This is a genomic window from Aquabacterium sp. CECT 9606, assembly GCF_918741295.1.
Taxonomy (GTDB): Bacteria; Pseudomonadota; Gammaproteobacteria; order Burkholderiales; family Burkholderiaceae_C; genus Aquabacterium.
In genome coordinates this window covers 265,454-289,550 of sequence record NZ_CAKKNB010000004.1, presented here as the reverse complement: position 1 = coordinate 289,550, position 24,097 = coordinate 265,454, and the positions used below count along the sequence as shown (strand labels likewise).

The 24,097-nt window shown below is 63.9% G+C and carries 22 protein-coding genes; 13 read left to right on the top strand and 9 right to left on the bottom strand.

Annotated elements, in window-relative coordinates:
* Window positions 1-32 precede the first annotated feature (32 nt).
* The 4 genes from LQ232_RS18605 to LQ232_RS18590 are packed head-to-tail and all read left to right on the top strand — an operon-like array spanning window position 33 to window position 5,314.
* Window positions 33-761 (top strand): amino acid ABC transporter ATP-binding protein, encoded by a 729-nt coding sequence (locus tag LQ232_RS18605; protein WP_230181888.1) that lies wholly within the window; start codon window positions 33-35, stop codon window positions 759-761.
* 14 nt (window positions 762-775) lie between these two features.
* The gene (locus LQ232_RS18600) at window positions 776-2,068 is read left to right on the top strand and encodes a Glu/Leu/Phe/Val dehydrogenase (protein WP_230181887.1); all 1,293 of its coding nucleotides are present in this window, start codon (window positions 776-778) and stop codon (window positions 2,066-2,068) included.
* A gap of 4 nt (window positions 2,069-2,072) precedes the next feature.
* Complete coding sequence (locus tag LQ232_RS18595; RefSeq protein WP_230181886.1) at window positions 2,073-3,992, top strand: ATP-binding protein; 1,920 nt, start codon at window positions 2,073-2,075, stop codon at window positions 3,990-3,992.
* Complete coding sequence (locus LQ232_RS18590; RefSeq protein WP_230181885.1) at window positions 3,989-5,314, top strand: sigma-54 dependent transcriptional regulator; 1,326 nt, start codon at window positions 3,989-3,991, stop codon at window positions 5,312-5,314. Before LQ232_RS18595 ends, LQ232_RS18590 begins: the two co-directional genes overlap by 4 nt.
* A 7-nt stretch (window positions 5,315-5,321) precedes the next feature.
* Here LQ232_RS18590 and LQ232_RS18585 read toward each other — a convergent pair whose 3' ends face one another.
* From LQ232_RS18585 to LQ232_RS18570, 4 genes are read right to left on the bottom strand one after another with little or no spacing between them, the layout of a single operon-like run.
* On the bottom strand, window positions 5,322-6,509 hold the full coding sequence (locus tag LQ232_RS18585; protein WP_230181884.1) for an acyl-CoA dehydrogenase family protein: 1,188 nt from the start codon (window positions 6,507-6,509) through the stop codon (window positions 5,322-5,324).
* Window positions 6,510-6,539: 30 nt separating this feature from the next.
* On the bottom strand, window positions 6,540-7,739 hold the full coding sequence (locus tag LQ232_RS18580; RefSeq protein ID WP_230181883.1) for an acyl-CoA dehydrogenase family protein: 1,200 nt from the start codon (window positions 7,737-7,739) through the stop codon (window positions 6,540-6,542).
* 1 nt (window position 7,740) lies between these two features.
* Window positions 7,741-8,415 carry a TIGR02281 family clan AA aspartic protease gene (locus LQ232_RS18575; protein ID WP_371820310.1) on the bottom strand — a complete coding sequence of 225 codons (675 nt, stop codon included), beginning with the start codon at window positions 8,413-8,415 and terminating at the stop codon, window positions 7,741-7,743.
* Between the two features lie 46 nt (window positions 8,416-8,461).
* Complete coding sequence (locus tag LQ232_RS18570; protein WP_230181882.1) at window positions 8,462-8,947, bottom strand: YajQ family cyclic di-GMP-binding protein; 486 nt, start codon at window positions 8,945-8,947, stop codon at window positions 8,462-8,464.
* A 33-nt stretch (window positions 8,948-8,980) separates the two neighbouring features.
* Between LQ232_RS18570 and murB the strand changes: the two genes are divergently transcribed.
* The 3 genes from murB (at window position 8,981) to LQ232_RS18555 (ending at window position 11,483) form a co-directional block, all read left to right on the top strand.
* A complete protein-coding gene (gene murB / locus LQ232_RS18565) occupies window positions 8,981-10,009 on the top strand; it encodes a UDP-N-acetylmuramate dehydrogenase (protein ID WP_230181881.1) in 1,029 nt (342 codons plus the stop codon).
* Between the two features lie 101 nt (window positions 10,010-10,110).
* Entirely contained in the window at window positions 10,111-11,007 is an 897-nt protein-coding gene (locus tag LQ232_RS18560) for a CsgG/HfaB family protein (protein WP_230181880.1), read from the top strand.
* Complete coding sequence (locus LQ232_RS18555; RefSeq protein WP_230181879.1) at window positions 11,004-11,483, top strand: hypothetical protein; 480 nt, start codon at window positions 11,004-11,006, stop codon at window positions 11,481-11,483. The genes LQ232_RS18560 and LQ232_RS18555 overlap by 4 nt, the downstream gene beginning before the upstream one ends.
* Before the next feature lie 9 nt (window positions 11,484-11,492).
* Here LQ232_RS18555 and LQ232_RS18550 read toward each other — a convergent pair whose 3' ends face one another.
* Entirely contained in the window at window positions 11,493-11,813 is a 321-nt protein-coding gene (locus tag LQ232_RS18550; protein ID WP_230181878.1) for a pyrimidine/purine nucleoside phosphorylase, read from the bottom strand.
* A gap of 35 nt (window positions 11,814-11,848) precedes the next feature.
* Window positions 11,849-13,246 (bottom strand): argininosuccinate synthase, encoded by a 1,398-nt coding sequence (locus LQ232_RS18545; protein WP_230181877.1) that lies wholly within the window; start codon window positions 13,244-13,246, stop codon window positions 11,849-11,851.
* A 173-nt stretch (window positions 13,247-13,419) separates the two neighbouring features.
* Here LQ232_RS18545 and LQ232_RS18540 point away from each other — a divergent pair, with 173 nt between their 5' ends.
* On the top strand, window positions 13,420-14,112 hold the full coding sequence (locus LQ232_RS18540) for a glycine zipper 2TM domain-containing protein (RefSeq protein ID WP_230181876.1): 693 nt from the start codon (window positions 13,420-13,422) through the stop codon (window positions 14,110-14,112).
* Window positions 14,113-14,135: 23 nt separating this feature from the next.
* On the opposite strand, the gene dnaE is transcribed toward LQ232_RS18540, so the two are convergent.
* Complete coding sequence (dnaE, locus tag LQ232_RS18535; RefSeq protein ID WP_230181875.1) at window positions 14,136-17,681, bottom strand: DNA polymerase III subunit alpha; 3,546 nt, start codon at window positions 17,679-17,681, stop codon at window positions 14,136-14,138.
* Between the two features lie 39 nt (window positions 17,682-17,720).
* On the opposite strand from dnaE, the gene LQ232_RS18530 reads away from it, so the two are divergent.
* Complete coding sequence (locus tag LQ232_RS18530; protein ID WP_230181874.1) at window positions 17,721-18,470, top strand: sulfurtransferase; 750 nt, start codon at window positions 17,721-17,723, stop codon at window positions 18,468-18,470.
* Window positions 18,471-18,472: 2 nt separating this feature from the next.
* Here the strand turns inward: LQ232_RS18530 and LQ232_RS18525 are convergent, their stop codons facing one another.
* Entirely contained in the window at window positions 18,473-19,129 is a 657-nt protein-coding gene (locus tag LQ232_RS18525) for a TetR/AcrR family transcriptional regulator (RefSeq protein WP_230181873.1), read from the bottom strand.
* 82 nt (window positions 19,130-19,211) lie between these two features.
* Here LQ232_RS18525 and LQ232_RS18520 point away from each other — a divergent pair, with 82 nt between their 5' ends.
* Genes LQ232_RS18520 through LQ232_RS18505 form a run of 4 tightly spaced genes read left to right on the top strand, consistent with a single transcriptional unit; the run spans window position 19,212 to window position 23,476 of the window.
* On the top strand, window positions 19,212-20,726 hold the full coding sequence (locus LQ232_RS18520; RefSeq protein ID WP_230181872.1) for an NAD(P)/FAD-dependent oxidoreductase: 1,515 nt from the start codon (window positions 19,212-19,214) through the stop codon (window positions 20,724-20,726).
* Window positions 20,723-21,631 carry an alpha/beta hydrolase gene (locus LQ232_RS18515; RefSeq protein WP_230181871.1) on the top strand — a complete coding sequence of 303 codons (909 nt, stop codon included), beginning with the start codon at window positions 20,723-20,725 and terminating at the stop codon, window positions 21,629-21,631. Before LQ232_RS18520 ends, LQ232_RS18515 begins: the two co-directional genes overlap by 4 nt.
* 5 nt (window positions 21,632-21,636) lie before the next feature.
* Window positions 21,637-22,503 carry an SDR family oxidoreductase gene (locus LQ232_RS18510; protein ID WP_230181870.1) on the top strand — a complete coding sequence of 289 codons (867 nt, stop codon included), beginning with the start codon at window positions 21,637-21,639 and terminating at the stop codon, window positions 22,501-22,503.
* Window positions 22,504-22,510: 7 nt separating this feature from the next.
* Entirely contained in the window at window positions 22,511-23,476 is a 966-nt protein-coding gene (locus tag LQ232_RS18505) for an alpha/beta fold hydrolase (RefSeq protein ID WP_230181869.1), read from the top strand.
* A gap of 5 nt (window positions 23,477-23,481) precedes the next feature.
* Here LQ232_RS18505 and LQ232_RS18500 read toward each other — a convergent pair whose 3' ends face one another.
* Window positions 23,482-24,087, bottom strand: a complete 606-nt coding sequence (locus LQ232_RS18500) for an NADPH-dependent FMN reductase (protein ID WP_230181868.1) — start codon at window positions 24,085-24,087, stop codon at window positions 23,482-23,484.
* Window positions 24,088-24,097: the final 10 nt, after the last annotated feature.

The window sequence follows — 24,097 nt, the reverse complement described above, 5'->3', positions numbered from 1 at the left end:
TGGTCTGACAACTTCATCGAAAGCCATCTCCCATGATCCAGATCGACAACATCTCCAAGCACTACGGTGCCTTCCAGGTCCTGACCGACTGCAGCACCAACGTGGCCAAGGGCGAAGTGGTGGTGGTGTGCGGCCCTTCGGGGTCGGGCAAGTCCACCCTCATCAAGTGCGTCAACGGGCTGGAGCCATTCCAGTCCGGCCGCATCCTCGTCGATGGCACCTCGGTGGGGGACCCGAAGACCAACCTGTCCAAGCTGCGCAGCCGCGTGGGCATGGTGTTCCAGCACTTCGAGCTGTTCCCGCACCTGAGCATCATCGACAACCTCACGCTGGCGCAGACCAAGGTGCTGGGCCGCGGCAAGGACGATGCCGTGGACAAGGGCATGAAGCTGCTCGATCGCGTCGGCCTGAAGGCGCACGCGGCCAAGTCGCCCGGCCAACTGTCTGGCGGCCAGCAGCAGCGCGTGGCCATTGCCCGCGCCTTGAGCATGGACCCCATCGTGATGCTGTTCGACGAACCGACCTCGGCCCTCGACCCCGAGATGGTGGGCGAAGTGCTGGACGTGATGGTTGAACTGGCACACGAAGGCATGACCATGATGTGCGTGACCCACGAGATGGGCTTTGCGCGCAAGGTCGCCAACCGCGTCGTCTTCATGGACGCTGGCAAGGTCGTGGAAGACCGTGCCAAGGACGCTTTCTTTGACCACCCCGAATCACCCCGAGCCCAGCAGTTTTTGGCCAAGATCCTCAACCATTGAATGACAGGCTTTCCATGACGACGCCCACCGCACACGCGCTCCCTTCCTACATCGATCCTTCCCACCCCGGCCCTTGGGGCATGTTCATGGAACAGCTCGACCGCGTCGAGCCGCACCTGGGCCCACTGGCCCAATGGGTCGAGACTTTGCGCCGACCCAAGCGCATGCTGATCGTGGACGTGCCCGTGCGCATGGACGATGGCCGCATCGAGCACTTCGAGGGCTACCGCGTGCAGCACAACCTGTCGCGCGGGCCAGGCAAAGGCGGTGTGCGGTTTCACCCGCAGGTGCACATCTCGGAAGTGATGGCGCTGGCCGGTTGGATGACGGTGAAGAACGCGGCGGTGAACCTGCCGTATGGTGGCGCCAAGGGCGGCATCCGCGTCGACCCCAGCCGCCTGTCACTGGCCGAACTGGAGCGCATGACGCGCCGCTACACCAGCGAGATCGGCCTGCTGATCGGCCCCGACCGCGACATCCCCGCGCCCGACGTGAACACCAACGAGCAGGTCATGGCCTGGATGATGGACACCTATTCCATCAACCAGGGCGGGACGCAGACCGGCGTGGTCACTGGCAAGCCGCTGAGCATGGGCGGCAGCCTGGGCCGGCGCGATGCCACCGGGCGCGGCTGCTTCGTGGTGGCCCGCGAGGCCATGAAGCGCCTGAACCGCCCGATGGAAGGCGCGCGCGTGGCCATCCAGGGCTTCGGCAACGTGGGCAACGCGGCGGCCCGCGTGTTCCACGAACATGGCGCCAAGATCGTCGCGGTGCAGGACGTGGGCGGCACGATCTACAACGAGGCGGGCATCGATCCGCACGCCTTGCAGCATCACCTGAAGGTGGCCGAAGGCGCCTTGCGCGAGTTCCCGGGAGGCACGGTCATCGACGACGCGTCGTTCTGGGGCGTCGACTGCGACATCCTGCTGCCCGCCGCGCTGGAGCGCCAGATCACCGAAGCCAACGCCTACCAGATCAAGGCCAAGCTGGTCGTGGAAGGCGCCAACGGCCCGACCACGCCGCAGGCCGAAGACATCCTGTGGGACATGGGCTGCACCGTGTTGCCCGACGTGCTGGCCAACGCGGGTGGCGTGACGGTGAGCTACTTCGAATGGGTGCAGAACGCCTCCAGCTTTTTCTGGACCGAGCAGGACATCAACATGCGGCTTGACCGCGTGCTGTCCGAGGCCTTTGAGCCAATCTGGAACGTGGCGCAGGAAAAGCGTGTCCACCTGCGCACAGCCGCCTTCATCGCGGCCTGCACGCGGGTGCTGGAGGCGCGGGCCTTGCGCGGCCTGTATCCATGACTTCATGACACCGCCGCTGTCACTCCCGGACATCCTCAAGCGCGCACGCACGCTGTTGCAGATGGGTCTGGCGCTGGGGCTGCTGATCCTGTCGGGCGCGCTGGGCTTCGAGCTGAGCCAGCGCCAAGGCATGGCCGCCGTGCAGGTCAATGCAGGGCACCGGCTGGAGCTGTTTGCCTCGACAGTCGACAGCCTGCTGAACCGCCTGGAGCACGTGCCCGCCACCATACAACTCAACAAGGACGTGCTGGCCATGTTGCGGGCCCCCGGCGAGCCCGGCCGCGCCAAGGTGGTCAACGGCTACCTGAAGGAACTCAACAGCCACCTGGGCAGCATGGTGGTCTACATCCTCAACGAGCGTGGCATCGTGGTGGCCGCCAGCAATGGCGAAGAGCCCAGCGGTTTCATGGGCGAGGACCTGGCCTTCCGGCCGTATTTCCTGGACGGCTTGTCGGGCAAGGTGGGTCGGCACTTCGCCATCGGCAACACGCAAGGCATACCGGGCTACTACCTCTCCAACCCTATCCACGATGGCCAGCGGGTGGTCGGCGTGGCGGTCATCAAGATCTCGCTGGAGCCCATCGAACAAGCCTGGTCGATGCTGGGGGTGCCCGCCTTGATCGCCGATGAAAACCGTGTGGTCATCCTGTCATCTCAGGCTGATTGGCGCTACACCACCTTGGCCGAGCAGACCATCGAGCAGCGGGTGGATTGGCAAGTGACCCAGCGCTACAACCTCAAGACCCTGCCGCGTTTTCCGCTCAGTGCAAGGCTGTCCGATCTGGACAGCGCCCAGCTGAGCCAGGGCGTGGTCCTGAACGGCGCGGGCTTGGCGCCGCACCTCAATGCCGACGTGCTGGTGCAGTCCATGGCCATCGACAAGATGCATTGGCAACTGCTGATCTTCACGGACCTGGCGGCGGTGCGCAAGCAAGCCGTGCTGGTCAGCCTGCTGTCCTGCGTGGCGGCGGGCTTCGTGCTGCTGCTGGGCGTGGTGGTCAACCAGCGGCGCCGCATCCTGGCGCAAAAGCTCGAATCCAAGCGCGTGCTGGAGCAAGCCAATGCCGAGCTGGAGAACAAGGTCACACGCCGCACCAAGGCCCTCACCGACACCAACCTGCGGCTGCGCCAGGAAGTGACGGAACGGGTGCAGGCTGAACGCACCCTGCGCGCCGCGCAAGACGAGTTGGTGCAGGCCGCCAAGATGGCCGTGCTGGGCCAACTGGCCACCGGCATCACGCACGAACTCGCCCAACCTCTGAGCGCCATCCGCACCCTGTCGGGCAACACCTCCCAGTTCCTCAAGCGGGGCATCTTGGGCACGGTCGAGAGCAACCTCGGCATCATCAGCCGCCTGGCCGACCAGATGGGCGGCATCATCCACCCGCTGAAGGGCTTTGCCCGCAAGGCACCGGCCTCGCCCGCCGTCACCGACGTCGGCCAGGCGGTGAACAACGCGCTGCTGCTGTTCAACTCGCGGATCCAATCCGAACAGGTGACGCTGATCAACCAGTGCCCCGAAGGCCACACGCTGGCCTGGTGCGACCCCAACCGCCTGGAGCAGGTCATCGTCAACCTCATCGGCAATGCGCTGGACGCCATGCGCGAAGCCCCGCTCAAAACCTTGAGCCTCAGCGCCCTGCCCACCGGCGATGGCTGGATCCGCCTGACCGTGAGCGACACGGGCAGTGGCATCCCGGAGCACCTGTTGCCCCGCTTGTTCGAGCCCTTTTTCACCACCAAGCCGGTCGGCATCGGCCTGGGGCTGGGCTTGTCGATTTCGCAAGACATCGTCCGCGAGTTTCATGGTCAACTGAGCGCCGAGAACCCGCCCGAAGGCGGCGCCCGCTTCGTGCTGCTGTTGCCCGAAAAAGGCCCCCACGACACCCCGCCCGACCCGGCCCACAAGCCACCCACCGCATGAGCACCGAATTCACCATCCTCATCGTTGAAGACGACCCCAACGTGCGCCTGGGTTGCGTGCAGGCCATGCAACTGGCCGGCCTGGCGGTCGAAGCCGTGGCCTCGGCCGAAGAAGCCCTGCCGCACGTCACCGCCGGGCAGGTCGGCGTGGTCGTCACCGACATGCGCCTGCCCAAGGCCGATGGCCTGTCGCTGATCCGCCTGTGCCAGCAATTCGACCCCTCGCTGCCGGCCATCATGATCACCGGCCATGGCGATGTGACGCTGGCCGTGGATGCCATGCGCAGCGGCGCCTACGATTTCATCACCAAACCCTTCTCGCCCGAGGTGCTGGTCGACGTGGTGCGGCGCGCCCTTGAAAAGCGCCTGCTGACCAGCGAGGTCGCCAAGCTGCGCCAGCAACTGGCCCACCGCACCGGCATCGAAGGCAAGCTGATCGGCCAGTCTGATGCCATGAAGCGCGTGCGCCAACTGGTGCTGGACGTGGCCGAATCGCCCGTCGACATTTTGATCCGTGGCGAGACCGGTTGCGGCAAGGAACTCGTCGCCCAAGCCCTGCACGATTTCTCGCACCGCCGCGACGCACCCTACGTGGCCCTGAACTGCGGCGGCATGCCCGACAACCTGCTCGACAGCGAGCTCTTCGGCCACGAAGCCGGCGCCTTCACGGGCGCGCAAAAGCGCCGCATCGGCAAGATCGAGCACGCCCAGGGCGGCACCTTGTTTTTGGACGAAGTCGAGTCCATGCCCATGAACATGCAGATCAAGCTGCTGCGCGTGCTGCAGGAACGCAAGCTGGAGCGCCTCGGCTCCAACCAATCGATCGATGTGGACTGCCGCGTGGTGGCCGCCAGCAAGGACGACCTGCTGGCCCGCGCGCAGGACAAGACCTTCCGCCTTGACCTGTACTACCGGCTCAACGTGGTGTGCATCGAACTGCCGCCGCTGCGCGAGCGCCGCGAAGACATCCCCATGCTGATGACGCACTTCACGCTGCTGGCCGCGCAGCGCTTCAACCGCCCGCAACCCGAGTTGAGCGCCGCCCTGATGTCCAAGCTCATGGCCTACGCCTGGCCCGGCAATGTGCGCGAACTGCGCAATGTGGCCGACTGCCTGGTGCTGGGCGTGCGCAATGGCGTGGTCGACGTGGCCGACACGGCGGGCGCCGCGAGCCAGTCGCTGTCAGAAGCCGTTGACCAGTTCGAGAGGGCCATGATCAACGCCGAGCTGCAACGCCATGGCGGCAACGTGGCCCGCTGCGCCGAGGCCTTGAACATCGCCAAGACCACCTTGCACGACAAGATCAAGCGCCACGGCCTGTGAAGCGCGTTCAGGCGAAGACGCCGGCCGTGTCCTGCATGCGTTGAGACACCTCGCCCAGGTGGTGCAAGGTGTCGCCCAAAGTCAACTCGATCACGGTCAAGCGCTTGAAGTAGTGCCCGGCGTTGTACTCGTCGGTCACGCCGATGCCGCCATGCAATTGCACCGCCTGCTGCCCGACGAAGCGCATGGATTGCCCCAACTGCACCTTCGCCTGCGAGATGGCACGGCGCCGTTCTTCCGCAGGCGCCGTCAGTTTGAGCGAGGCGTAATAGCTCATCGAGCGGGCCAGCTCCAGCTGCATCTTCATGTCGGCCACGCGGTGGCGCAAGGCCTGGAAGCTCGCGATGGCCACGCCAAACTGCTTACGCGTGTTCATGTAATCCACCGTGATGGCCAGCAGTTGCTCCATGGCCCCCACTGCCTCAGCGCAAAGCGCGGCGATGCCGATGTCGGTGGCGTGCTCCAGCACGGCATGGCCGCCCAGTGGGTGCGCACCCTGGCTCAGCGCGGGCACCAGCATCGTGGAAGCGGCTTGCGTCAAGGTGAGTTCAGCGGCACGGCCACCATCTTGCGTGGGATGGGGCTGAACACGCAGGCCGGGCGCGCCTCGCTCCACCAGGAACAGGCCGATGCCCGCGTGGTCATCCACCGCACCTGTCACGCGGGCCGGCACGATGTAGGCCTCGGCCACACCATCGTCCAGGTCGCCCACGGGCACCAGGCTCTTCACACCGTTCAGCACCCAGGTCTCGCCTTGGGCCTGGGCCGTGGTCGTGACGTGGCCCAGTCGGTAGCGCGCCGCGCGCTCCTGGTAGGCCAGGGTCAGACGCGCGCGCCCTTCCGCGATCTGTGGCAACCATTGAGCCTGCACGGCGACAGGCACGTGGTCTCGCAACACCGCCACGCCCATCAGGGCCACGGCCGCGTAAGGTGCCAGCACCAGGCCGCGGCCCAGTTCCTCCATCACCACCATGGCCTCGATGGGCCCCATCTCCATGCCGCCATGGTCACCCGGCACGGCCAGGCCCAGCAGGCCCAGATCGGCCAGCGATTGCCACACCTCTTTCGAGTAGCCACCCTGCTGCCCACCCGCCTTGACGATGCCACGCCGGCGTTCGAAATCGAAATCCTTGCTCACCCATTTGCGCACCGCGTCGCGCAACTGTTCCTGGTCGTCGTTGAAATCGAAATCCATGTCGGTGTCCTTTGCAGAAAGCGCGCGCGATCAGCCCAGCAGCTGCTGGGCCACGATGTTGCGCTGGACTTCGTTGGAGCCCCCGTAGATCGTGGTCTTGCGGTAGTTGAAGTAGTTGGCGGCCAAGGGCGCAGCGTGCAGCGCCCCGCCGGGGAATCCACCCGCGAAGTACTGGTCGCCTTGCCAACCCGCCTCCATGGCCTCGAACAAGAAGGGCACGGCGTAAGGCCCGGCCGCCAGCATCATCAACTCGGTGTAGCGCTGCTGGATCTCGCTGCCGCGGATCTTGAGCAGGCCCGCCACTTCCAGCGCCTTCTTGCCGCCCTTCTCGGCGCTGAGCACGCGCAGCACCATCATCTCCAGCGCCACCACATCCACTTCCAGCAAGGCAATCTGGTCGCGGAAGCGAGGGTCGTCATACACGCCTTCAGTGACGGCAATGCGCTTGAGGCGTTCAAGCTCGCGCTTGGCGCGGTTCACATCTGCGATGTTGGTGCGCTCATGGGCCAGCAGGTACTTGGCGTAGGTCCAGCCCTGGTTCTCCTGGCCGACCAGGTTGTCAACGGGCACCTCGACGTTGTCGAAGAACACCTCGTTGACCTCGTGCTCGCCATCCAGGGTGATGATCGGCCGCACAGTCACGCCGGGTGACTTCATGTCGATCAGCAAGAAGGAAATGCCCGCTTGCGGCTTTCCTTCGAAATTGGTGCGCACCAGGCAGAAAATCCAGTCGCCATGCTGGCCCAGCGTGGTCCAGGTCTTCTGGCCATTGACGATGTACTTGTCGCCCTGGCGCTCAGCCCGCGTCTTGACCGACGCCAGGTCTGAGCCCGAGCCAGGTTCGCTGTAACCCTGGCTCCACCAGACATCGCCACTCATGATGCCGGGCAGGAAGCGCTGGTGCTGCTCGGGCGTGCCATAGGCCATGATGACGGGCGCCACCATGACAGGGCCAAACGGCACCACGCGTGGCGCGCCTGCCAGCGCGCATTCTTCTTCGAAGATGTGGCGCTGCACGGCGTTCCAGCCAGGCCCGCCAAATTCCCTGGGCCACGCCCAGCCGTGCCAGCCCTTCGCGCCCAGGATGCGCGCCCAGCCCTGCTGATCGGCTTTGTCCAGCCGCAAGGCCTTGTGCACCTTGTCTGAAATGTGGGCTGGCAAGTTGGCGCGTACCCAGGCGCGCACCTCGTCGCGAAAAGCCTGTTCTTCAGGGGTGAAATGGAGGTCCATGTCAGTACCTTTTGGTCAGGGTCAGGGTGTCGTTGTCCCGCTTCATCTGGAAGCGCGACAAGAAGCTGTTGCCCAACAAAATATAGGGCATGGACTGAGGCAACACTGCCGCGTCAACATTGAAGATTTCCACGTCCTGAATGCGCACGCTGGCCAATTTGATGCCGTAGCCCGTGACAACGCCATTGGCCGTGCTGCCCTGGAAGCGCTGACCATCCTGGTACTTGATGCCCATGCGCTGCGCCTCGGCCATGCCCATGGCGATGGTGGTGGCGCCCGTGTCCACCATGAACTGGGTGGCCTTGCCATTGATGGTGCCCTGCGACATGAAATGCCCGCCAGACACCGCCGACAGCACGATCTGATTGCCCGTGCCGCCACCGCCCGAGCCACCCACACTGATGGGCGCGCCACCCAGCACCACGGTCTGGCGCACACCCTTCATCTCGACCACGGTCTTGTCGCCGTTCACGCTGATCACCTTGACGCCCTTGAAGGTGTCGCCCACCCCCACGGCCTTGGGCGGGCTGCCATCCACCACCAGCAGGGCCTTGCTGCCCATGCCACCGGTCATGGCCACGCTTTGTGCCTGGGCCGCCCCCAAGGTGAACCCGATCAAGGCGGACAAAGCCAAAACATGGCGCAAAGACGCAGGCATGGTGTGCAAGGTGCTCAAAAAGGGTCTCCCTGTGGGCGGTGGTGCCACCCTTGTCAAAAAACAGTCAGTCGCGGAAGTTGTCAAACGACAAAGGCGCTTCGGTGATTTCCTTGCGGATCAGCGCCATCGCCGTCTGCAAGTCATCGCGCTTGTTGCCTTGTACCCGAATGCTGTCGCCCTGGATGCTGGACGTGACCTTGATCTTGCTGTCTTTGAGCAGTTTGTTGATTTTCTTGGCCAGTTCGGCCTCAATCCCGGCCTTGACGGTGATAACTTGCTTGACCTTGTCCCCACCCATTTTTTCGGGCTTGCCAACGTCCAGGAAGCGTGAATCGACGTTGCGCTTGGTCATCTTCAGGGTCAGCACATCGCGCACCTGGTCGAGCTGGAAGTCGCTGTCGCCGAACACGGTGATCTCTTTTTCCTTGATCTCGATGCGGGCGCTGGTGCCCTTGAAATCGAAGCGCGTGACGATTTCTTTCGTGGTCTGGTCAACGGCATTGCGCACTTCAACCAGGTTGGGGTCTAAAACGGTGTCAAAACTGGGCATGAAAAGTCTCCTTTGGTCTGCGAAAATTCTGCCATGCACTTACCCCTAGCGGTCGACCGAGGCGCCAGCCTCAAACCCTACAACACCTTTGGCCTGCCCGCCGTGGCACGGACCCTGGTGCGCATCACGTCCGAGGCCGACGTGCGCAAAGTCGTCGACAGCCCTGAATTCGGCCGCGCCCGCAAGTTCATCCTGGGTGGGGGCAGCAACCTGGTGCTCACGCAGGATGTGGACCTGTGTGTGCTCAAGATCGAGATCATGGGCAAGCGCTTGCTGGAAACCCGCGATGATGCCTTCATTGTCGAGCTGGGTGCTGGTGAATCCTGGCACGAGGCCGTGGCCTGGACGCTGGACCAAGGCCTGCCCGGCCTGGAAAACATGGCCCTGATCCCCGGCACGGTGGGCGCCTCGCCCGTGCAGAACATTGGCGCTTATGGCGTCGAATTGCAAGACCGGCTTGAATCGGTCGACGTGGTCGACCTGACCACGGGCCGCACCGTGACCCTGGGTGTGGACCGCTGCCACTTTGCCTACCGCGACAGCGTTTTCAAGCACGAGCTGGCGGGCAAAACCGTCATCACCAAGGTCCGCTTGAGACTGCCCCGACCCTGGAAACCCTTGCTGGGCTACCTGGAGCTGGAACGCAAGATCGCCGAGACCTGCATCACCCAGCCCGATGCCCGCCAGATCTTCGACTGGATCTGCGAGATCCGCCGGGCCAAGCTGCCCGACCCGGCCGTGATCGGCAACGCCGGCAGCTTCTTCAAGAACCCGGTGGTGACGGCCGAACAATGCCGCGACATCATCGGCCGCGACCCGGAGATCGTGCACTACCCCTTGCCCGATGGCAGCTTCAAACTGGCCGCGGGTTGGTTAATCGACGCCTGCGGCTGGAAGGGCAAGTCCATTGGCCGCGCGGGTGTGTATGAAAAGCAAGCCTTGGTTTTAGTGAACCGAGGCGGCGCCATTGGGGCCGAGGTGCTGACCCTGGCGCGCGCGATCCAAGAGAGCGTGTACGGCCGCTTTGGCATCAGGCTGGAACCCGAACCCGTGGTGGTGTGAAGCATCACCCTTCTCCCTAGAGAGAGGGGTAGCGCCACAGAATCGTGCCCACCTATACTGCCGTTTTACGCCTCCACACTGCTCTTTCACAGGGGTAACTCATGCATTTGGTCTCTTCCAAAAACCACGCCACCGCTCAACGGCTTGGCCAACTGGCCGCCATGGCCACCAGCCTTCTTTTGATGACGGCTTGTTCCACCGGTCCCACCATGGGGGAGAACAAGGGCGTGGTCACAGGCGCCGTGGGCGGATCCAGCGCCGAAGCGCAGAACTCCGCGCTGGAGTCCTGCGGCGAAACCCTGGGCACCCTGGCGATTGAAGAAGACACCAATGCGCCCTGGTACTACCAATTGCGCGACCATCAACTGGGCTCGACCGTGCCCGTGTTGCGCATGATGATCCAGCAAAGCAACTGCTTCGTGATCGTCGAGCGCGGCAAGAGCATGAACAATGTGATGCGCGAGCGCGAGTTCGCCCGCGGCGAGGAAAGCCGCGCTGGCAGCAACTTTGGCAAAGGCCAATTGGTGGCGGCCGACTACACCATGTCACCGTCGATCCAGTTCTCGGGCAAAACGGGCGGCGGTTCTGCCTTTGGCGGCGGTGGCACTTTGGGCATGATCGCCGGGCTGGCGGCCAACGTCAGCCGCAATGAGGCCTCCACCACCCTGCTGCTGATCGACAACCGCTCTGGCGTGCAGATTTCGGCCTCCGAAGGCAGCGCCAAGAACTTCGACTTTGGCGGCTTCGGCGCGGCCTTTGGTGGTGGCGGCATTGGCGGCGGAGGTGGCTACTCCAAGACACCGCAAGGCAAGGTCGTGATGGCCGCCTTCGCCGACTCGTACAACCAGATGGTCAAGGCCTTGCGCAACTACAAGGCGCAAACCGTCAAGGGTGGTCTGGGCACCGGCGGCCGACTGGGCGTGCAAGGTGGCGACACCGCCGCATCCAGAGAAATCGATGCCAAACCCAGGCCCAAGTCGACCAAGAAAAAACAATGAGGCCAGCATCGCGATTTGCCGGCTTGGCTGGCGTCCTGTTGTTGATCGGCGGCCACGCCTGCGCCGCCGAATTCAACCTTTACCTCAACTGCAAGGGCAAGTTGTCAGCCGGCAGCAAGAGCAAGGCGGCCACGCTGGACCTGGCCATGCGCGACAACAACACCACGGCACTGATCCAGAAATCAAACGTGCTGCCGGTGGGTGAGCGCCTGCATTACAAGGCCTCGCAGGTGTCCTACACCATGCTGTACAAGCTGCCCTTGCCGGGCACCGTGTACTACAACGACTGGGTGCGCGGCCAGTGGATCGTGTGGCAGCCCAACCTCAAAAAGCTGGCCACCATCCGCATGTCCATCGACCGCCAGAGCGGTGAGCTGGAAGGCGAACTGCTGGACCATGACGACAATCTGCTGGGCAACCTCGAAATGGAGTGCGAGCCGCAGTCCATGGACGAGGTGCCTGAACCGCGGTTCTGAGCTTTCAGATCAGCCGAAGTGGCAGATGTAGTGGTAAGGCTCGCCTTCCACCTTGATCTCGAACGACGAATTGCCAGGCACGTTGTAGCTTTCGCCCGGGCCGTAAGTCGTCCATTCGCTGGCACCCGCCAGCTTGATCGTCGCCTTGCCGGCCACGGTTTCCATGATCTCGGGCGCGCCAGTGTTGAAGGTCAACACGGCCGGCAGGATCACGCCCACGCTCTTGCGCGTGCCATCGGCCAGCGTCACGGTGTGCGACACGCACTTGCCATCGAAGTAAACATTGGCCTGGGTGCTGACGGTGCCAGCCAGGGTGGTGGTGATGGTCATGAAGAATCTCCGAAATGAATGATGAGGAAGGCTGATCAGGCGGCCTTCTTGGCCACGGCCTTCTTCGCTGCGGGCTTTTTGGCGGCCGACTTGCGGGCCGCCGACTTGTCGGCCTTGGCCTTGGCAGTGGCCTCGCGTTGGGCGTTCACATTGGCGCCAATGCGCAAGCGCAGGGCGTTCAGCTTGATGAAGCCAGCCGCGTCGGCCTGGTTGTAGGCGCCGCCGTCATCGTCGAAGGTCGAGATCTTGGCGTCGAACAGGCTGTCGGTCTTGGACTCGCGGCCCACGCACAGGATGGTGCCCTTGTACAGCTTGAGCTTGACGGTGCCGTTCACAGTCACTTGCGACGCGTCGATCAGGCCTTGCAGCAACTCGCGCTCGGGGCTGAACCAGTAGCCGTTGTAGATCAGGCGGGCATAACGGGGCATCAGGTCGTCCTTGAGGGACAGCACTTCGCGGTCCAGCGTGATCGACTCGATGGCGCGGTGGCCCGACAGCAGGATGGTGCCGCCAGGCGTTTCGTAGCAGCCGCGGCTCTTCATGCCCACGTAGCGGTTCTCGACCTTGTCGAGGCGGCCGATGCCGTGCTTGCCGCCGATCTCGTTCAGCTTGGTCAGCACCTGAGCGGGCGACATCTTCACGCCGTCGATGGCGACCACGTCACCCTTGGCGTAGGTCAGCTCGATGATCTGCGGCTTGTTGGGCGCCTTCTCGGGCGACACTGTCAGGCGCCACATATTGGCTTCGGGCTCGAAGTTCGGGTCTTCCAGCACGCCGCCTTCGTAGCTGATGTGCAGCAGGTTGGCGTCCATCGAGTACGGGGCGCCGCCCTTGCGCTTCTTGAAGTCAACCGGGATACCGTGCTTGTCGGCGTAGGCCAGCAGCTTTTCGCGGGACAGCAGGTCCCACTCGCGCCAGGGGGCGATCACCTTCACGCCGGGCATCAGCGCGTAGGCGCCGAGCTCGAAGCGGACCTGGTCGTTGCCCTTGCCGGTGGCACCGTGGCTGATGGCGTCACCCTTGGTCTTCTTGGCGATCTCGATCAGGCGCTTGGCGATCAGCGGACGGGCGATGGAGGTGCCCAGCAGGTACTCGCCTTCGTACAGCGCGTTGGCGCGGAACATGGGGAAGACGAAGTCGCGCACGAATTCTTCGCGCAGGTCTTCAATGAAGATGTTCTCGGGCTTGATGCCCATCTTGATGGCCTTGGCGCGGGCCGGCTCGATCTCTTCACCCTGACCGATGTCGGCGGTGAAAGTGACCACTTCGCAGTTGTACTCGTCCTGCAGCCATTTCAGGATGATGGAGGTGTCCAGACCGCCTGAATAAGCCAGGACGACTTTCTTGACTTGAGGCGCGGCAGCGACAGCGGCGGGCGCAACTGCTTTCACGGGCTTCGCGGACTTGGCGGCGGGCTTGACGGTCTTGGACATGGTGATGAGTGGCGATTGAGACAAACCGGGGATTTTAGGCGCCCTGGGGGCCAGAAGTCTTCACCGATCTTTACGCCACCCACAAAACAATCCTGTCCACCCGCCTGAACGGGGGCCCGTTATAGGGGCAGGCTCGGCTCATTGCCGATCCGCCAATGGAGAAAGACACCGCCATGAACCACCGCCCCTCCCTCTTGAACACCGTGCTGGCCTTGGGCTGCGCACTGGCCGCGGGTGGCGCCATCGCCGGCCCCCGCGTGGGCTCCGTCGTTGGCGCGACCAGTTCAACCTCGTCCACCGTGCAGGCCAAGGTGATTTCGGCCACGCCAGTGGTGGCCCAGGTGGCCGTGCCCCGACAGGTCTGCCGTGACGAGCTGTACCAGGAACCCGCGCGTTCGTCGGGCGCCGGCGCCTTGCTGGGCGCCATCGCTGGCGGCGTGGTGGGCAATGCCCTGGGCAAGGGATCGGGCAATGTCTTGGCCACGGGTGCCGGCCTGATTGGTGGCGCTGTGCTGGGCGACCACATCGAGAACGATGGCCGCCAAGGCAGCACGCGCTCGGTGCGCCGCTGCGAACAGCAGGCCTCTTATGAAAACCAGGTGGTGGCTTATGACGTGGTCTACGAATACGCTGGCCAGCGTTACAGCACCCAGATGGACGAAGAACCAGGCCGCACCATCCCCTTGCAAGTCACGGTCAATCCCGTGGGCTCGGCGGGCCCCATGGTGATGGCGCCCCCACCAATGATGGAGGACTCTGGCGTGGGCCCCGCGACTTATTACCAGCCCGGCGTGACGGTCTATGGCGGCGCGCCCGCCCGAGGCTGGCATGGCGAGCCTCGCCGCTGGCACCACCGCTGGGATTGATGGCCTTTGACGGCGGCGGGCGGTCAGCCCTCGCCGTACACGATCTGGGGCTGGCCCAGGGGCATCAGTTCCTTGAAGCGGGCCAGGGCCTGGTCGCTGGGGTAGATGCGCGCTGATTCACCCAGGTCCAGCTCGCCCCGGGCCGACAGCTCGGCCTCCTGGCGCTCGACCACCACGCGGATCGGCAGACCCTGAATGGTCTCCGGCTGATCGGGCTGGGGCGAGGCCACCCGCCGCGCGGGGAACTCGCGCAACACATCGGCCACCGGCAAATGCTGGTTCTTCGCGGTCACCCGCACGAAGCGCGCGAAACGGCAACGGGCTGCCGCCAGGCTCCACACCTGTTGCACGTTAAGGCGCAGGCCGCCCGAGAACCGATCGGTTTGCACCTTGCCCTGGATGATCACCAGTTCATCGTCCTTGAGCAGCTCCTTGTTGGCGTCCAGCGTGTCCTGGTTGGCCACGGCCTCGATGCTTTCGCTCTTGTCATCCAGCTTGAACAAGCCGACGCGGCCGCGCGTGCCATTGATGACGCGCAGGTCGCTGATGATGCCGGTCACGACTTGCACCTCGCGGCTGTCCTGCAGGTCGGCGATGCGCTGTTTTGCAAAGCGGCGCACCTCGGCCTCGGCCTCGTCGAACAAGTGGCCCGACAAGTAGAAGCCGATGGCGGTTTTCTCGAGCGTGAGCTGCTCTTTCAGGCCCCAGGGCTCGGTGGGCACCAGGTCGGGCTCGTTGGTGGAGGCCGCGTGCGAATCTCCAAAGTCGAACAGGCCGCCCTGGTCGGCATTGGCCAGTTGGGTGTCGGCGTAGTCGAAGGCCAGGGCCACGCTGGCCAGCAAGCCGGCGCGGTGTGGCTCCAATGAATCAAAGGCACCGGCCTTGATCAGCGCCTCGACCACGCGTTTGTTGACGCGAGAGCGGTCGACCCGGGCGCAAAAATCGAAGAAACTTTTGAAAGGGCCGCCCTCATTGCGGCAGGCCACGATGGCCTCGATGGCGCCCTGCCCCGTGCCCTTGATGGCACCCAGCGCATAGCAGATCGTCTTGTTGTCGATCGGCTCGAACTTCCACGCGCCGGCATTGACGTTGGGCGGCGTGAAGGTGATGTTGAAATTCTGTGTGGCGTCGTCGTGGAAGATCTTGAGCTTGTCCGTGTCGTCACTCGACACGCTCATATTCCCCGCGAAGAACTCGGCGGTGTAATGCACCTTCAGCCAGGCCGTGTGGTACGCCAGCAAGGCATACGCGGCAGCGTGCGACTTGTTGAAGCCGTAGCCCGCGAACTTCTCCATCAAGTCGAAGATCTCATCGGCCTTGGCAGACTTGATGTCGTTCTTGGCCGCGCCTTCCGCGAAGATCGCGCGGTGCTGCGCCATCTCCTCGACCTTCTTCTTGCCCATGGCCCGGCGCAACATGTCGGCGCCGCCCAGCGAGTAGCCGCCCACCTTCTGCGCCACCTGCATCACCTGCTCCTGGTAGACCATGATCCCGTAGGTCTCCTTGAGCACCTCGGCCATCAAGGGGTGGGCGTACTCCACCTCCTCGCGGCCATGTTTGCGCGCGCAGAACGAGGGGATCAGGTCCATGGGACCAGGGCGGTACAAGGCCACCAGCGCGATGATGTCCTCGAAGACGCTGGGCTTGGCGTCGCGCAACATGCCTTGCATGCCGCGCGATTCAAGCTGGAACACGGCCACGGTCTTGCCTTCGGACAGCAAGCGGTAGGTGGCAGCGTCCTTCAGCGGGATCTTGGCGAAGTCAAAATCCTTCTGATCCGGGTGCCGCGCGATGATGAACTCTTTGGCGGTCTCCAGGATGGTCAGCGTGGCCAGGCCCAGGAAGTCGAACTTGACCAGGCCGATGGCCTCCACGTCGTCCTTGTCGTACTGGCTGACGGCGCTGTCGCTGCCGGGCTGCATGTAGAGCGGGCAAAAATCGGTGATCTTGCCTGGCGCGATCAAGACGCCCCCGGCGTGCATGCCGATGTTGCGCACCATGCCTTCAACGCGCATGGCCAGGGTCAGCAGTTCGGCCACTTCTTCTTCGGCCGCTTCGCGCTGCTCCAGTTCGGGCGCTTCCTTGCGGGCGTAGATGATGCCGGGATCGGGATTGGCGGGCACCTTGGCCAGCGTCACCGACTTGCCCGGCGGCGCGGGGATCAGCTTGGCGATGCTGTCGACGTGGCCATAGCCCATGCCCAGCACGCGGCCCACATCGCGCAGTGCCGCCTTCGCGGCCATGGTGCCGAAGGTGGCGATCTGCGACACGGCTTCGCGACCATACTTGTCTTTCACATAGTCGATGACGCGGTCGCGGTTGCCCTGGCAGAAGTCGATGTCGAAGTCGGGCATCGAGACGCGCTCGGGGTTCAGAAATCGCTCGAACAGCAGGTTGTATTGCAGCGGGTCGAGGTCGGTGATCTTGAGCGCATACGCCACCAGCGAGCCGGCGCCCGAACCCCGGCCCGGTCCCACGGGGCAGCCGTTGTTCTTGGCCCAGTTGATGAAGTCGGCCACGATCAGGAAGTAGCCGGGGAAGCCCATCTTCAGGATCGTGTTGATCTCGAACTCAAGCCGCTCAACGTATTCGGGCCGCTTGGCATCGCGCACGGCTTGATCGGGGAACAGGTGCAACAGCCGCTCTTCCAAGCCTTCAAAGGACAACACGCGGAAGTAGTCCGACATGGGCATGGGCTTGCCTTTGTCCGGCCCGTCTTCCAGGATGGGCGTGGGGAAGTCAGGCAGTTGCGGCTTGCCCAAGATCAAGGTCAGCCCGCAGCGGCGCGCAATGGCTGCAGTGTTGGCCACGGCGGTGGGGATGTCGGCGAACAGTGCCTCCATCTGCGCCTGCGTCTTGAAGTACTGCTCGCGCGTGAATTTCTTGACGCGGCGCGGGTTGCCCAGGGTCTCGCCCTCGGCGATGCAGACGCGCGCTTCGTGCGCCTCGAAATCATCGGGTGTCAGGAACTGAACCGGGTGCGTGGCCACCACGGGCAGGCCCAAGCGCGAAGCCAAGGGCACAGCGGCGCGGATGTAGGTTTCGTTGGTACCATGCCCCGAGCGCTGCAGCTCGATGTAGAAGCGCCCTTCAAAGATGCTGCCCAGGCGCTGGGCCAGGGCTTCGGCGCGCGCCAGGTCGCCCTGCATCAGGGCTTGCCCGATGACGCCCATTTCGGCACCCGACAAGGCAATCAGGCCCGCTGATTTGGCCTGCAGATTGGCCCAGCTGACCGTGGCATGCGTGCGCTGGCCCGGGGCCGTCCAGGCATCGCCCAGCAGTTCGCTTAAATGCAGGTAACCCTGGCTGTTTTGAATGAGCAGCAGCAAACGCGATGCGGGCCGCTGAGGCTCGTCGGCCTCCAGCCAGACGTCGGCCCCGATGATGGGTTGCACACCTTTTTTTCGCGCAGCGGAATAGAACTTGACCGCGCCAAACAGGTTGCTCAGGTCGGTGATGGCCAGGGCGGGCTGGCGGTCGTCTTTGGCGGCAGCCACCAGGTCGTCGATGCGGAGCGTGCCATCGACGACGGAAAACTCGGTGTGGGTGCGCAGGTGAATGAAGGGCATGAGGGGGATTGTAAGAAGCCCCTCCTTAGAATTGCGCCCATGACCCCGATCCTGAACATTTCCGCGTACAAATTCGTCACCTTGCCCGACGCTGCCCAGTTGCGGGAGCAGGCCATGGCCTTGTGCCAGGCTTCAGGCCTGAAAGGCACCATTTTGCTGGCCGAAGAGGGGGTCAACCTGTTCCTGGCCGGCCCTGAACAGGCCGTGCGCGATTTCGTGGCGTGGCTGCGCGCCGATCCTCGCTTTGCCGACCTGCTCCCGAAGGAAAGCTGGTCCGAGACCGTGCCTTTCCACAAGATGCTGGTCAAAGTCAAGAACGAGATCATCCGCATGAACCACCCGACCATCCGGCCGGACGTGGAAGGGGCCGAAGGCCGCGCGCCCGCCGTGGACGCGCCCACCTTGAAGCGCTGGCTGGATCAGGGCCACGACGATGAAGGCCGCAAGGTGGTCACACTGGACACCCGCAATGCTTTCGAGGTGGATTTCGGCACCTTCGAGGGTGCGATTGACTGGCGCCTGGGCAAGTTCAGCGAGTTCCCGGAGCAGGTGCTGGCCCACAAGGATCAATTCCAGGGCAAGACGGTGGTGAGCTTTTGCACCGGCGGCATCCGCTGCGAGAAGGCCGCGCTGTTCATGGCCGAGGCCGGCGTGGACCACGTCTACCAACTGGACGGCGGCATCCTGAAATACTTCGAGTTGGCTGGGGGCCAGCACTACCAGGGCACGTGCTTCGTGTTCGATGAGCGTGAGGCGCTGGGCGCGGATCTGGCGCCCAGTGATCGCTGACCTCAGCGCTTGTCCAAGAGCGACATCAACCCCTGATACGGCAGCAGATTCGTCCGCACCACTTTGTCGATCGGCTCCACAAACCCATCCTGCATCCAGCGCGCCGCCAGCAGCACGTTCATGCCGATCATGCCTTCGGCCAGCAGGTCCAGGCTGAGCTCGGGCAGATCGTTGGCGGGAATCATGCGCCCCAGGTGCAGCTTGAGCAATTCAGAGTAATCGCGCGCCGTGGCGCCACTGAAAGCCGCCACTTCGTTGTCAATGCTCAGCGAATCGACCAGCATGATCCGGCCCCGCCGGGGGTCGTCGCGGATGAACTCCAGGAACACGCGGATGGCAGGTTCCAGCAAGCCCAGGGGCGTCTTCTCGGCCGAGGCCATCACGGCCAGGGTCTTGGCCATCAACTCTTCGCGCAAATGCGCGTACACGGCGATGAACAACTGCGGCAGCGTCTTGAAGGACTCGTAGAAGTAGCGCTCCGTCAGGTGCGCGGCCACACACACTTCGCGCACGGTCGCGGCGTGGAAGCCCTTCGTGCCGAACACCTCGATGGCGCCGTCGATGAGCTTGACCCGCCGCTGACGCTGGCGGTCCTCGGGCAAGACGCCACCATAGCGGCGCTTGTTCGGAGGGTTGCTGTCAGAAATTAGTCCGTCCATAGGGATCACTATATTGACATGGATCATTGTCAAAGTTAATCTGACATGATTCTTTGTCACAAAAACGGATTTGAGAAGTCGCATGAACCCCAATTCCAACCTGGCCTACAAGCCCAGCGCCGATCCCCAAGCCGCCGTCGTGCAGCGGCACAAGATCCTGGTGATCGGCACCGGCTTTTCGGGCCTGTGCATGGGCGTGAAATTGCGCGAAATGGGTGAAGACGACTTCGTGCTGCTGGAGCGCGCCGACGATGTGGGCGGCACCTGGCGCGACAACACCTACCCCGGCTGCGCCTGCGACGTGCCCTCGCACCTGTACTCGTTTTCGTTCGAACCCAACCCGAACTGGTCGCGCATGTATGCGCCCCAACCCGAGATCTACGCCTACCTCAAAGGCGTGGCCACCAAGTACGACCTGCTCAAGCACATCCGCTTCAACGCCAACCTGCTGAGCGCGCGCTTTGACGATGCTCGCAAGCGGTGGGTGGTCCAGTCCGACGACGGCCGCACCTTCGAATCCGAGATCCTGGTCTCGGGCATGGGTGGCCTGAGCAACCCCGCCACGCCCAACATCAAAGGCCTGGACAAATTCAAGGGCGCCACCTTCCACTCCGCCACCTGGGACCACGACTACGATTTGGTCGGCAAGCGCGTGGCCGTGATCGGCAGTGGCGCCAGCGCCATCCAGTTCGTGCCCAAGATCGCACCCAAGGTGGATCACCTGTATTACTTCCAGCGCACCCCGCCCTGGGTCGTGCCCAAGGATGACCGCCCCCTGTCGCAGCGCGAGCAGGCCGACTTCAGCGCCAACCCCTGGCGCCAACGCTGGGCGCGCACCAAGCTGTACTGGACGATGGAACTGCGCTTCCTGGCCTTCAAGTTCAAGCCCGAGTGGATGGGCCTGGTGGCCAAGGTCGCCAAGCACAAGATCCGCCAGGCCATCAAGGACCCGGTGCTGCAAGCCAAGCTCACGCCCGACTACACGCCTGGCTGCAAGCGCCTGCTCATTTCCAACGACTACTACCCGGCCCTGGCCCGCACCAACGTCGATGTCATCACCGAAGGCATCCACGAAGTGACACCACGAGGCGTGGTCACCACCGATGGGGTAGAGCGCCCAGTCGACGCCATCATCTTGGGCACGGGCTTCAAGGTGCAGGACCCGATCCCGCACAACACCGTGTTCGGCAAAGGCGGCATCGACCTGGCCGATGTGTGGAAGCAAGGCCCTGAAGCCTACCTGGGCGTGGCCGTGTCGGGCTTTCCCAATTTCTTCATGCTGATGGGCCCCAACACCGGTCTGGGCCACAACTCCATGGTCTTCATGATCGAATCGCAGGCGCATTACATCGTCAATGCGATCAAGGCCATGAAAGAGCACCGCATCAAGGCGCTGGACGTCAAGCCCGAGGCACAGGCCCAGTTCATCGACAAGGTGCAAAGCGAGCTCAAGCAAACGGTTTGGAGTTCAGGCTGCAAGAGTTGGTACGTCGATGACAAAGGCCGCAACTCCTTGCTGTGGCCAGGCTTTACATTTGCGTACCGTTTGAAGACGCGCCACTTCAACCTTTCGAAATACACCGCGGACAAAGCATGAGCATTCAAGTCGTCATCGCCAACCTGGTTTTACGTTGGCAGTTCAAGAGCAAGGGCCGCGGTCCGATCGATGTTCCCAAAGTCCGCCACATGATCACCAAGGCGGCCAAGCGCTACCCGGCACCGCCCGCCGAGATCAAACACACGCCCGTGGCCGCCAAGGGCGCTTCCGGCCTGTGCGCGGCCGAATGGCTGAGCGTGGACAACCCGCAGCGCACGGTGCTGTACTTCCATGGCGGCGGTTATTTCTTTTGCGGCCTGGACACGCACCGCCCCGTGTGCGCCTACCTGGCCAAGTCGGCCAAGGCCCGCGTGCTGTCGGTCGACTACCGCATGGCCCCCGAGAACATCTTCCCCGCCGCCGTGGATGACGCCGTGGCCTGGTGGAAAGAGTTGTTGAGCCAGGGCATCTCGCCCAAAAGCGTGGTGTTCGCCGGCGACTCGGCCGGTGGTGGTCTGGCCCTGGCCTGCCTGGTGGCCGCGCGCGACCAAGGCCTGCCCATGCCCGCCGGTGCCTTGCTGTTCTCACCCTGGACCGACCTGTCGTGCTCGGGCGAAACCATGAAGACCCTGGCCGACGCCGACGTGATGTTCAACCCGGAATCATTGCCCCAGGCTGCCACCTTCTACCTGGCCGGCCAATCGGCCACGCACCCGCTGGCCTCGCCCCTGTTCGCCGATTTGAAGGGCTTGCCGCCGCTGATGATCCACGCCAGCAGGCACGAGATCCTGCTGTCCGACTCAACCCGTCTGCACGAACGAGCCCTTCAGCAAGGCCTGCAAAGCGAGATTCACCTCAAGGCCAAGATGCCCCACGTCTGGCCCACCATGGTGATGCTGCCTGAGGGGCGCCAGAGTCTGAAAGAATCCAGCCAGTTCATCACCCGCGTCACGACCGGAGCCTGATCGCCATGAAATCCTTCAAGAACAAAGTTGCCGCCATCACCGGCGCGGCCTCGGGCATGGGCCGCACCCTGGCGGTTGAGCTGGCCAGCCGCGGCTGCCACCTGGCGCTGAGCGATGTCAACGCCACCGAGCTGGCCAAGACGGCTGAATTGGCGGGGGCGCATGGCGTCAAGGTCACCATCGCCAAGCTGGACGTGGCCAACCGCGACGACGTGTTCGCGTGGGCCGACCAGGTCGCCAAGGACCACGGCCGCGTCAACCTGATCTTCAACAACGCGGGCGTCTCCCTGACCGTGCCAGTCGAGTCCTGCAAGATCAGCGATTTCGAATGGATCATGGGCATCAACTTCTGGGGCGTGGTACACGGCACGCAGGCCTTCCTGCCGCACCTGAAGGCTTCGGGCGATGGCCACGTCATCAACACCTCCAGCCTGTTCGGGCTGATGTCCATCCCCAGCCAGGGCACTTACAACGCCAGCAAGTTCGCGGTGCGCGGCTACACCGAATGCCTGCGCATGGAGCTTGAGATGGAAGGCGCTGGTGTGAGCGCCACCTGCGTGCACCCAGGCGGCATCGCCACCAACATCGCCATGGCCGGCAAGATCGATCCGGCGATGGAAAAAATCACGGGCGTGAGCGCCGAGCATCAAAAGCGCCGGGCCAACAAGATGATCAACACCACCACCGCACACTCGGCGGCTTTGCAGATCCTGGCCGCCGTTGAGAAAGACCAGCGCCGCGTGCTGGTCGGCCCTGATGCCAAGTTCCTGGACAAGCTGGTGCGGCTGCTGGGTGCCAGCTACCAAAGACTGGTGATCCGCCACGTGGCGCGCATGAACAAGCCCCGCCAGCCAGTGCGCGCCACCAGCTGATTCCTGAATGACCTGGCTCAACCGCGTTTGGTGGACCTGCGTTTTGCTGGGCCTTGGCCTGGCCATTGCCGTGGGCGTGTCCTGGGAGCCCGATCGGCAGATCGGCCCGCTGGTGGCCAAATGGGCCAAGGAGCCGTCCACGTTTGTCGAGCTGGATGGCATGCAGGCGCACATCCGAGACACGGGGCCACGGACGGATCCCGTGCCCATCGTGCTCCTGCACGGCATGGCCTCCAGCCTTCACAGCTGGGAAGGCTGGCAGCAGGAGCTGCAGAAAACGCGCCGGGTCATCTCGGTCGATTTGCCGGGCTTCGGCCTCACGGGCCCCAGCCCGCAAGGCGAATACCACATTGATGCTTACACGCGCTTCGTGCTGCGGCTGCTGGATTCGCTCGGGGTCAAGCGGGTGATGCTGGTGGGCAATGCCTTGGGCGGCGAGGTCGCCTGGCAGACCGCCATCCTCGCGCCCGAGCGTGTGCGCAAGCTGGTGCTGATCGACTCCGATGGCTACGCGCAATCGGCGCTCTCCATGCCGATTGGCTTCCAGATCGCCAGCGCGCGCAGTTGGCGCTGGATCGCCGAGCGCATCCTGCCGCGTGCCGTGGTCGAGTCCAGCGTGCGCAGTGTATTTGGTGATCCCAGCAAAGTCACGCCTGAGCGCGTGCAGCGCTACTTTGAGCTGACCCTTCGCGTGGGCAACCGACGCGCGCTCTTCCAGCGCATGGACCAGGCCCAGTGGGGCGCGAGCTCGCACATGATCAGGCGCGTGCAGCAACCCACGCTGGTGCTGTGGGGGATGAAGGACGGCATGGTATCGCCCGCGAACGGGCCGCAGTTTTGCCAGGAGATCCCGCATTGCACGCTGGTCACCTTTCCCGAGCTGGGCCACATCCCCCAGGAAGAAGATGCCCAGCAGACCCTGAAGGCGGCGCTGCCGTTTCTGGCCCAGGCCAGCACGGCCACCGGCAAGTAAGCCACTCAGGCGGTGGCGCGCCAGCGGGCCTGCTGGATCACCGAGGCGACCACCTTGTTCAGGATCTTGTCGTAACCCGCGCTCTTGAACGCACCGGCTTCGTCAAAGGCTTGGTCGGCTTGCGAGACGCCCAATTGCTCGGGCACCACCACCATCGCGAAATTGGTGCTCAAGAAAGTGCGCACGATGGGCAAGGCACGGATGCCGCCCAGCGCGCCCGGTGACGCTGCCAACAAGCCCACCGGCTTGCTGACCGTGGTGGCCGCACCGCCCGGGTGGCCTTCGCCCTCCGGCACGGTTGACAGCCAATCGAAACTGTTGATCAGCAAGGGCGTGGGCAAGGCGTTGTACTCGGGGCAGGCCAGCAGCAGGCCATCGTGCGAGGAAAAAAGCTCGCGCAGCTTCGAGGCGCCGGGCGGCACGCCATGCAAGGCATCCCAGTCGGCATGGAAGATCGGCAGATCGAGCGCCGCCAGATCGACCGAGGTCGTCTGGGCACCCAGGGCCTGCGCCTTGCGTTCGGCCAGATCAGCCAGTTGGCGGTTGTAGGAGCCTTTGCGGGCGCTGCCGGCGATCACCAGCAAGCGGACGGGAGCGGTGGCGTTGGTCATGGTCATCCAG

What these genes read in the sequence shown, in the direction of transcription:
- LQ232_RS18580 (WP_230181883.1), bottom strand. Translation starts at nt 7,739, where the DNA reads ATGGACCTCCATTTCACCCCTGAAGAACAGGCTTTTCGCGACGAGGTG.
- LQ232_RS18570 (WP_230181882.1), bottom strand. Translation starts at nt 8,947, where the DNA reads ATGCCCAGTTTTGACACCGTTTTAGACCCCAACCTGGTTGAAGTGCGC.
- LQ232_RS18545 (WP_230181877.1), bottom strand. Translation starts at nt 13,246, where the DNA reads ATGTCCAAGACCGTCAAGCCCGCCGCCAAGTCCGCGAAGCCCGTGAAA.
- LQ232_RS18590 (WP_230181885.1), top strand. Translation starts at nt 3,989, where the DNA reads ATGAGCACCGAATTCACCATCCTCATCGTTGAAGACGACCCCAACGTG.
- LQ232_RS18510 (WP_230181870.1), top strand. Translation starts at nt 21,637, where the DNA reads ATGAAATCCTTCAAGAACAAAGTTGCCGCCATCACCGGCGCGGCCTCG.
- LQ232_RS18595 (WP_230181886.1), top strand. Translation starts at nt 2,073, where the DNA reads ATGACACCGCCGCTGTCACTCCCGGACATCCTCAAGCGCGCACGCACG.
- murB (WP_230181881.1), top strand. Translation starts at nt 8,981, where the DNA reads ATGCACTTACCCCTAGCGGTCGACCGAGGCGCCAGCCTCAAACCCTAC.
- LQ232_RS18585 (WP_230181884.1), bottom strand. Translation starts at nt 6,509, where the DNA reads ATGGATTTCGATTTCAACGACGACCAGGAACAGTTGCGCGACGCGGTG.
- LQ232_RS18525 (WP_230181873.1), bottom strand. Translation starts at nt 19,129, where the DNA reads ATGGACGGACTAATTTCTGACAGCAACCCTCCGAACAAGCGCCGCTAT.
- LQ232_RS18520 (WP_230181872.1), top strand. Translation starts at nt 19,212, where the DNA reads ATGAACCCCAATTCCAACCTGGCCTACAAGCCCAGCGCCGATCCCCAA.
- LQ232_RS18550 (WP_230181878.1), bottom strand. Translation starts at nt 11,813, where the DNA reads ATGACCATCACCACCACCCTGGCTGGCACCGTCAGCACCCAGGCCAAT.
- LQ232_RS18540 (WP_230181876.1), top strand. Translation starts at nt 13,420, where the DNA reads ATGAACCACCGCCCCTCCCTCTTGAACACCGTGCTGGCCTTGGGCTGC.
- LQ232_RS18560 (WP_230181880.1), top strand. Translation starts at nt 10,111, where the DNA reads ATGCATTTGGTCTCTTCCAAAAACCACGCCACCGCTCAACGGCTTGGC.
- LQ232_RS18530 (WP_230181874.1), top strand. Translation starts at nt 17,721, where the DNA reads ATGACCCCGATCCTGAACATTTCCGCGTACAAATTCGTCACCTTGCCC.
- LQ232_RS18515 (WP_230181871.1), top strand. Translation starts at nt 20,723, where the DNA reads ATGAGCATTCAAGTCGTCATCGCCAACCTGGTTTTACGTTGGCAGTTC.
- LQ232_RS18555 (WP_230181879.1), top strand. Translation starts at nt 11,004, where the DNA reads ATGAGGCCAGCATCGCGATTTGCCGGCTTGGCTGGCGTCCTGTTGTTG.
- LQ232_RS18505 (WP_230181869.1), top strand. Translation starts at nt 22,511, where the DNA reads ATGACCTGGCTCAACCGCGTTTGGTGGACCTGCGTTTTGCTGGGCCTT.
- dnaE (WP_230181875.1), bottom strand. Translation starts at nt 17,681, where the DNA reads ATGCCCTTCATTCACCTGCGCACCCACACCGAGTTTTCCGTCGTCGAT.
- LQ232_RS18600 (WP_230181887.1), top strand. Translation starts at nt 776, where the DNA reads ATGACGACGCCCACCGCACACGCGCTCCCTTCCTACATCGATCCTTCC.
- LQ232_RS18500 (WP_230181868.1), bottom strand. Translation starts at nt 24,087, where the DNA reads ATGACCAACGCCACCGCTCCCGTCCGCTTGCTGGTGATCGCCGGCAGC.
- LQ232_RS18605 (WP_230181888.1), top strand. Translation starts at nt 33, where the DNA reads ATGATCCAGATCGACAACATCTCCAAGCACTACGGTGCCTTCCAGGTC.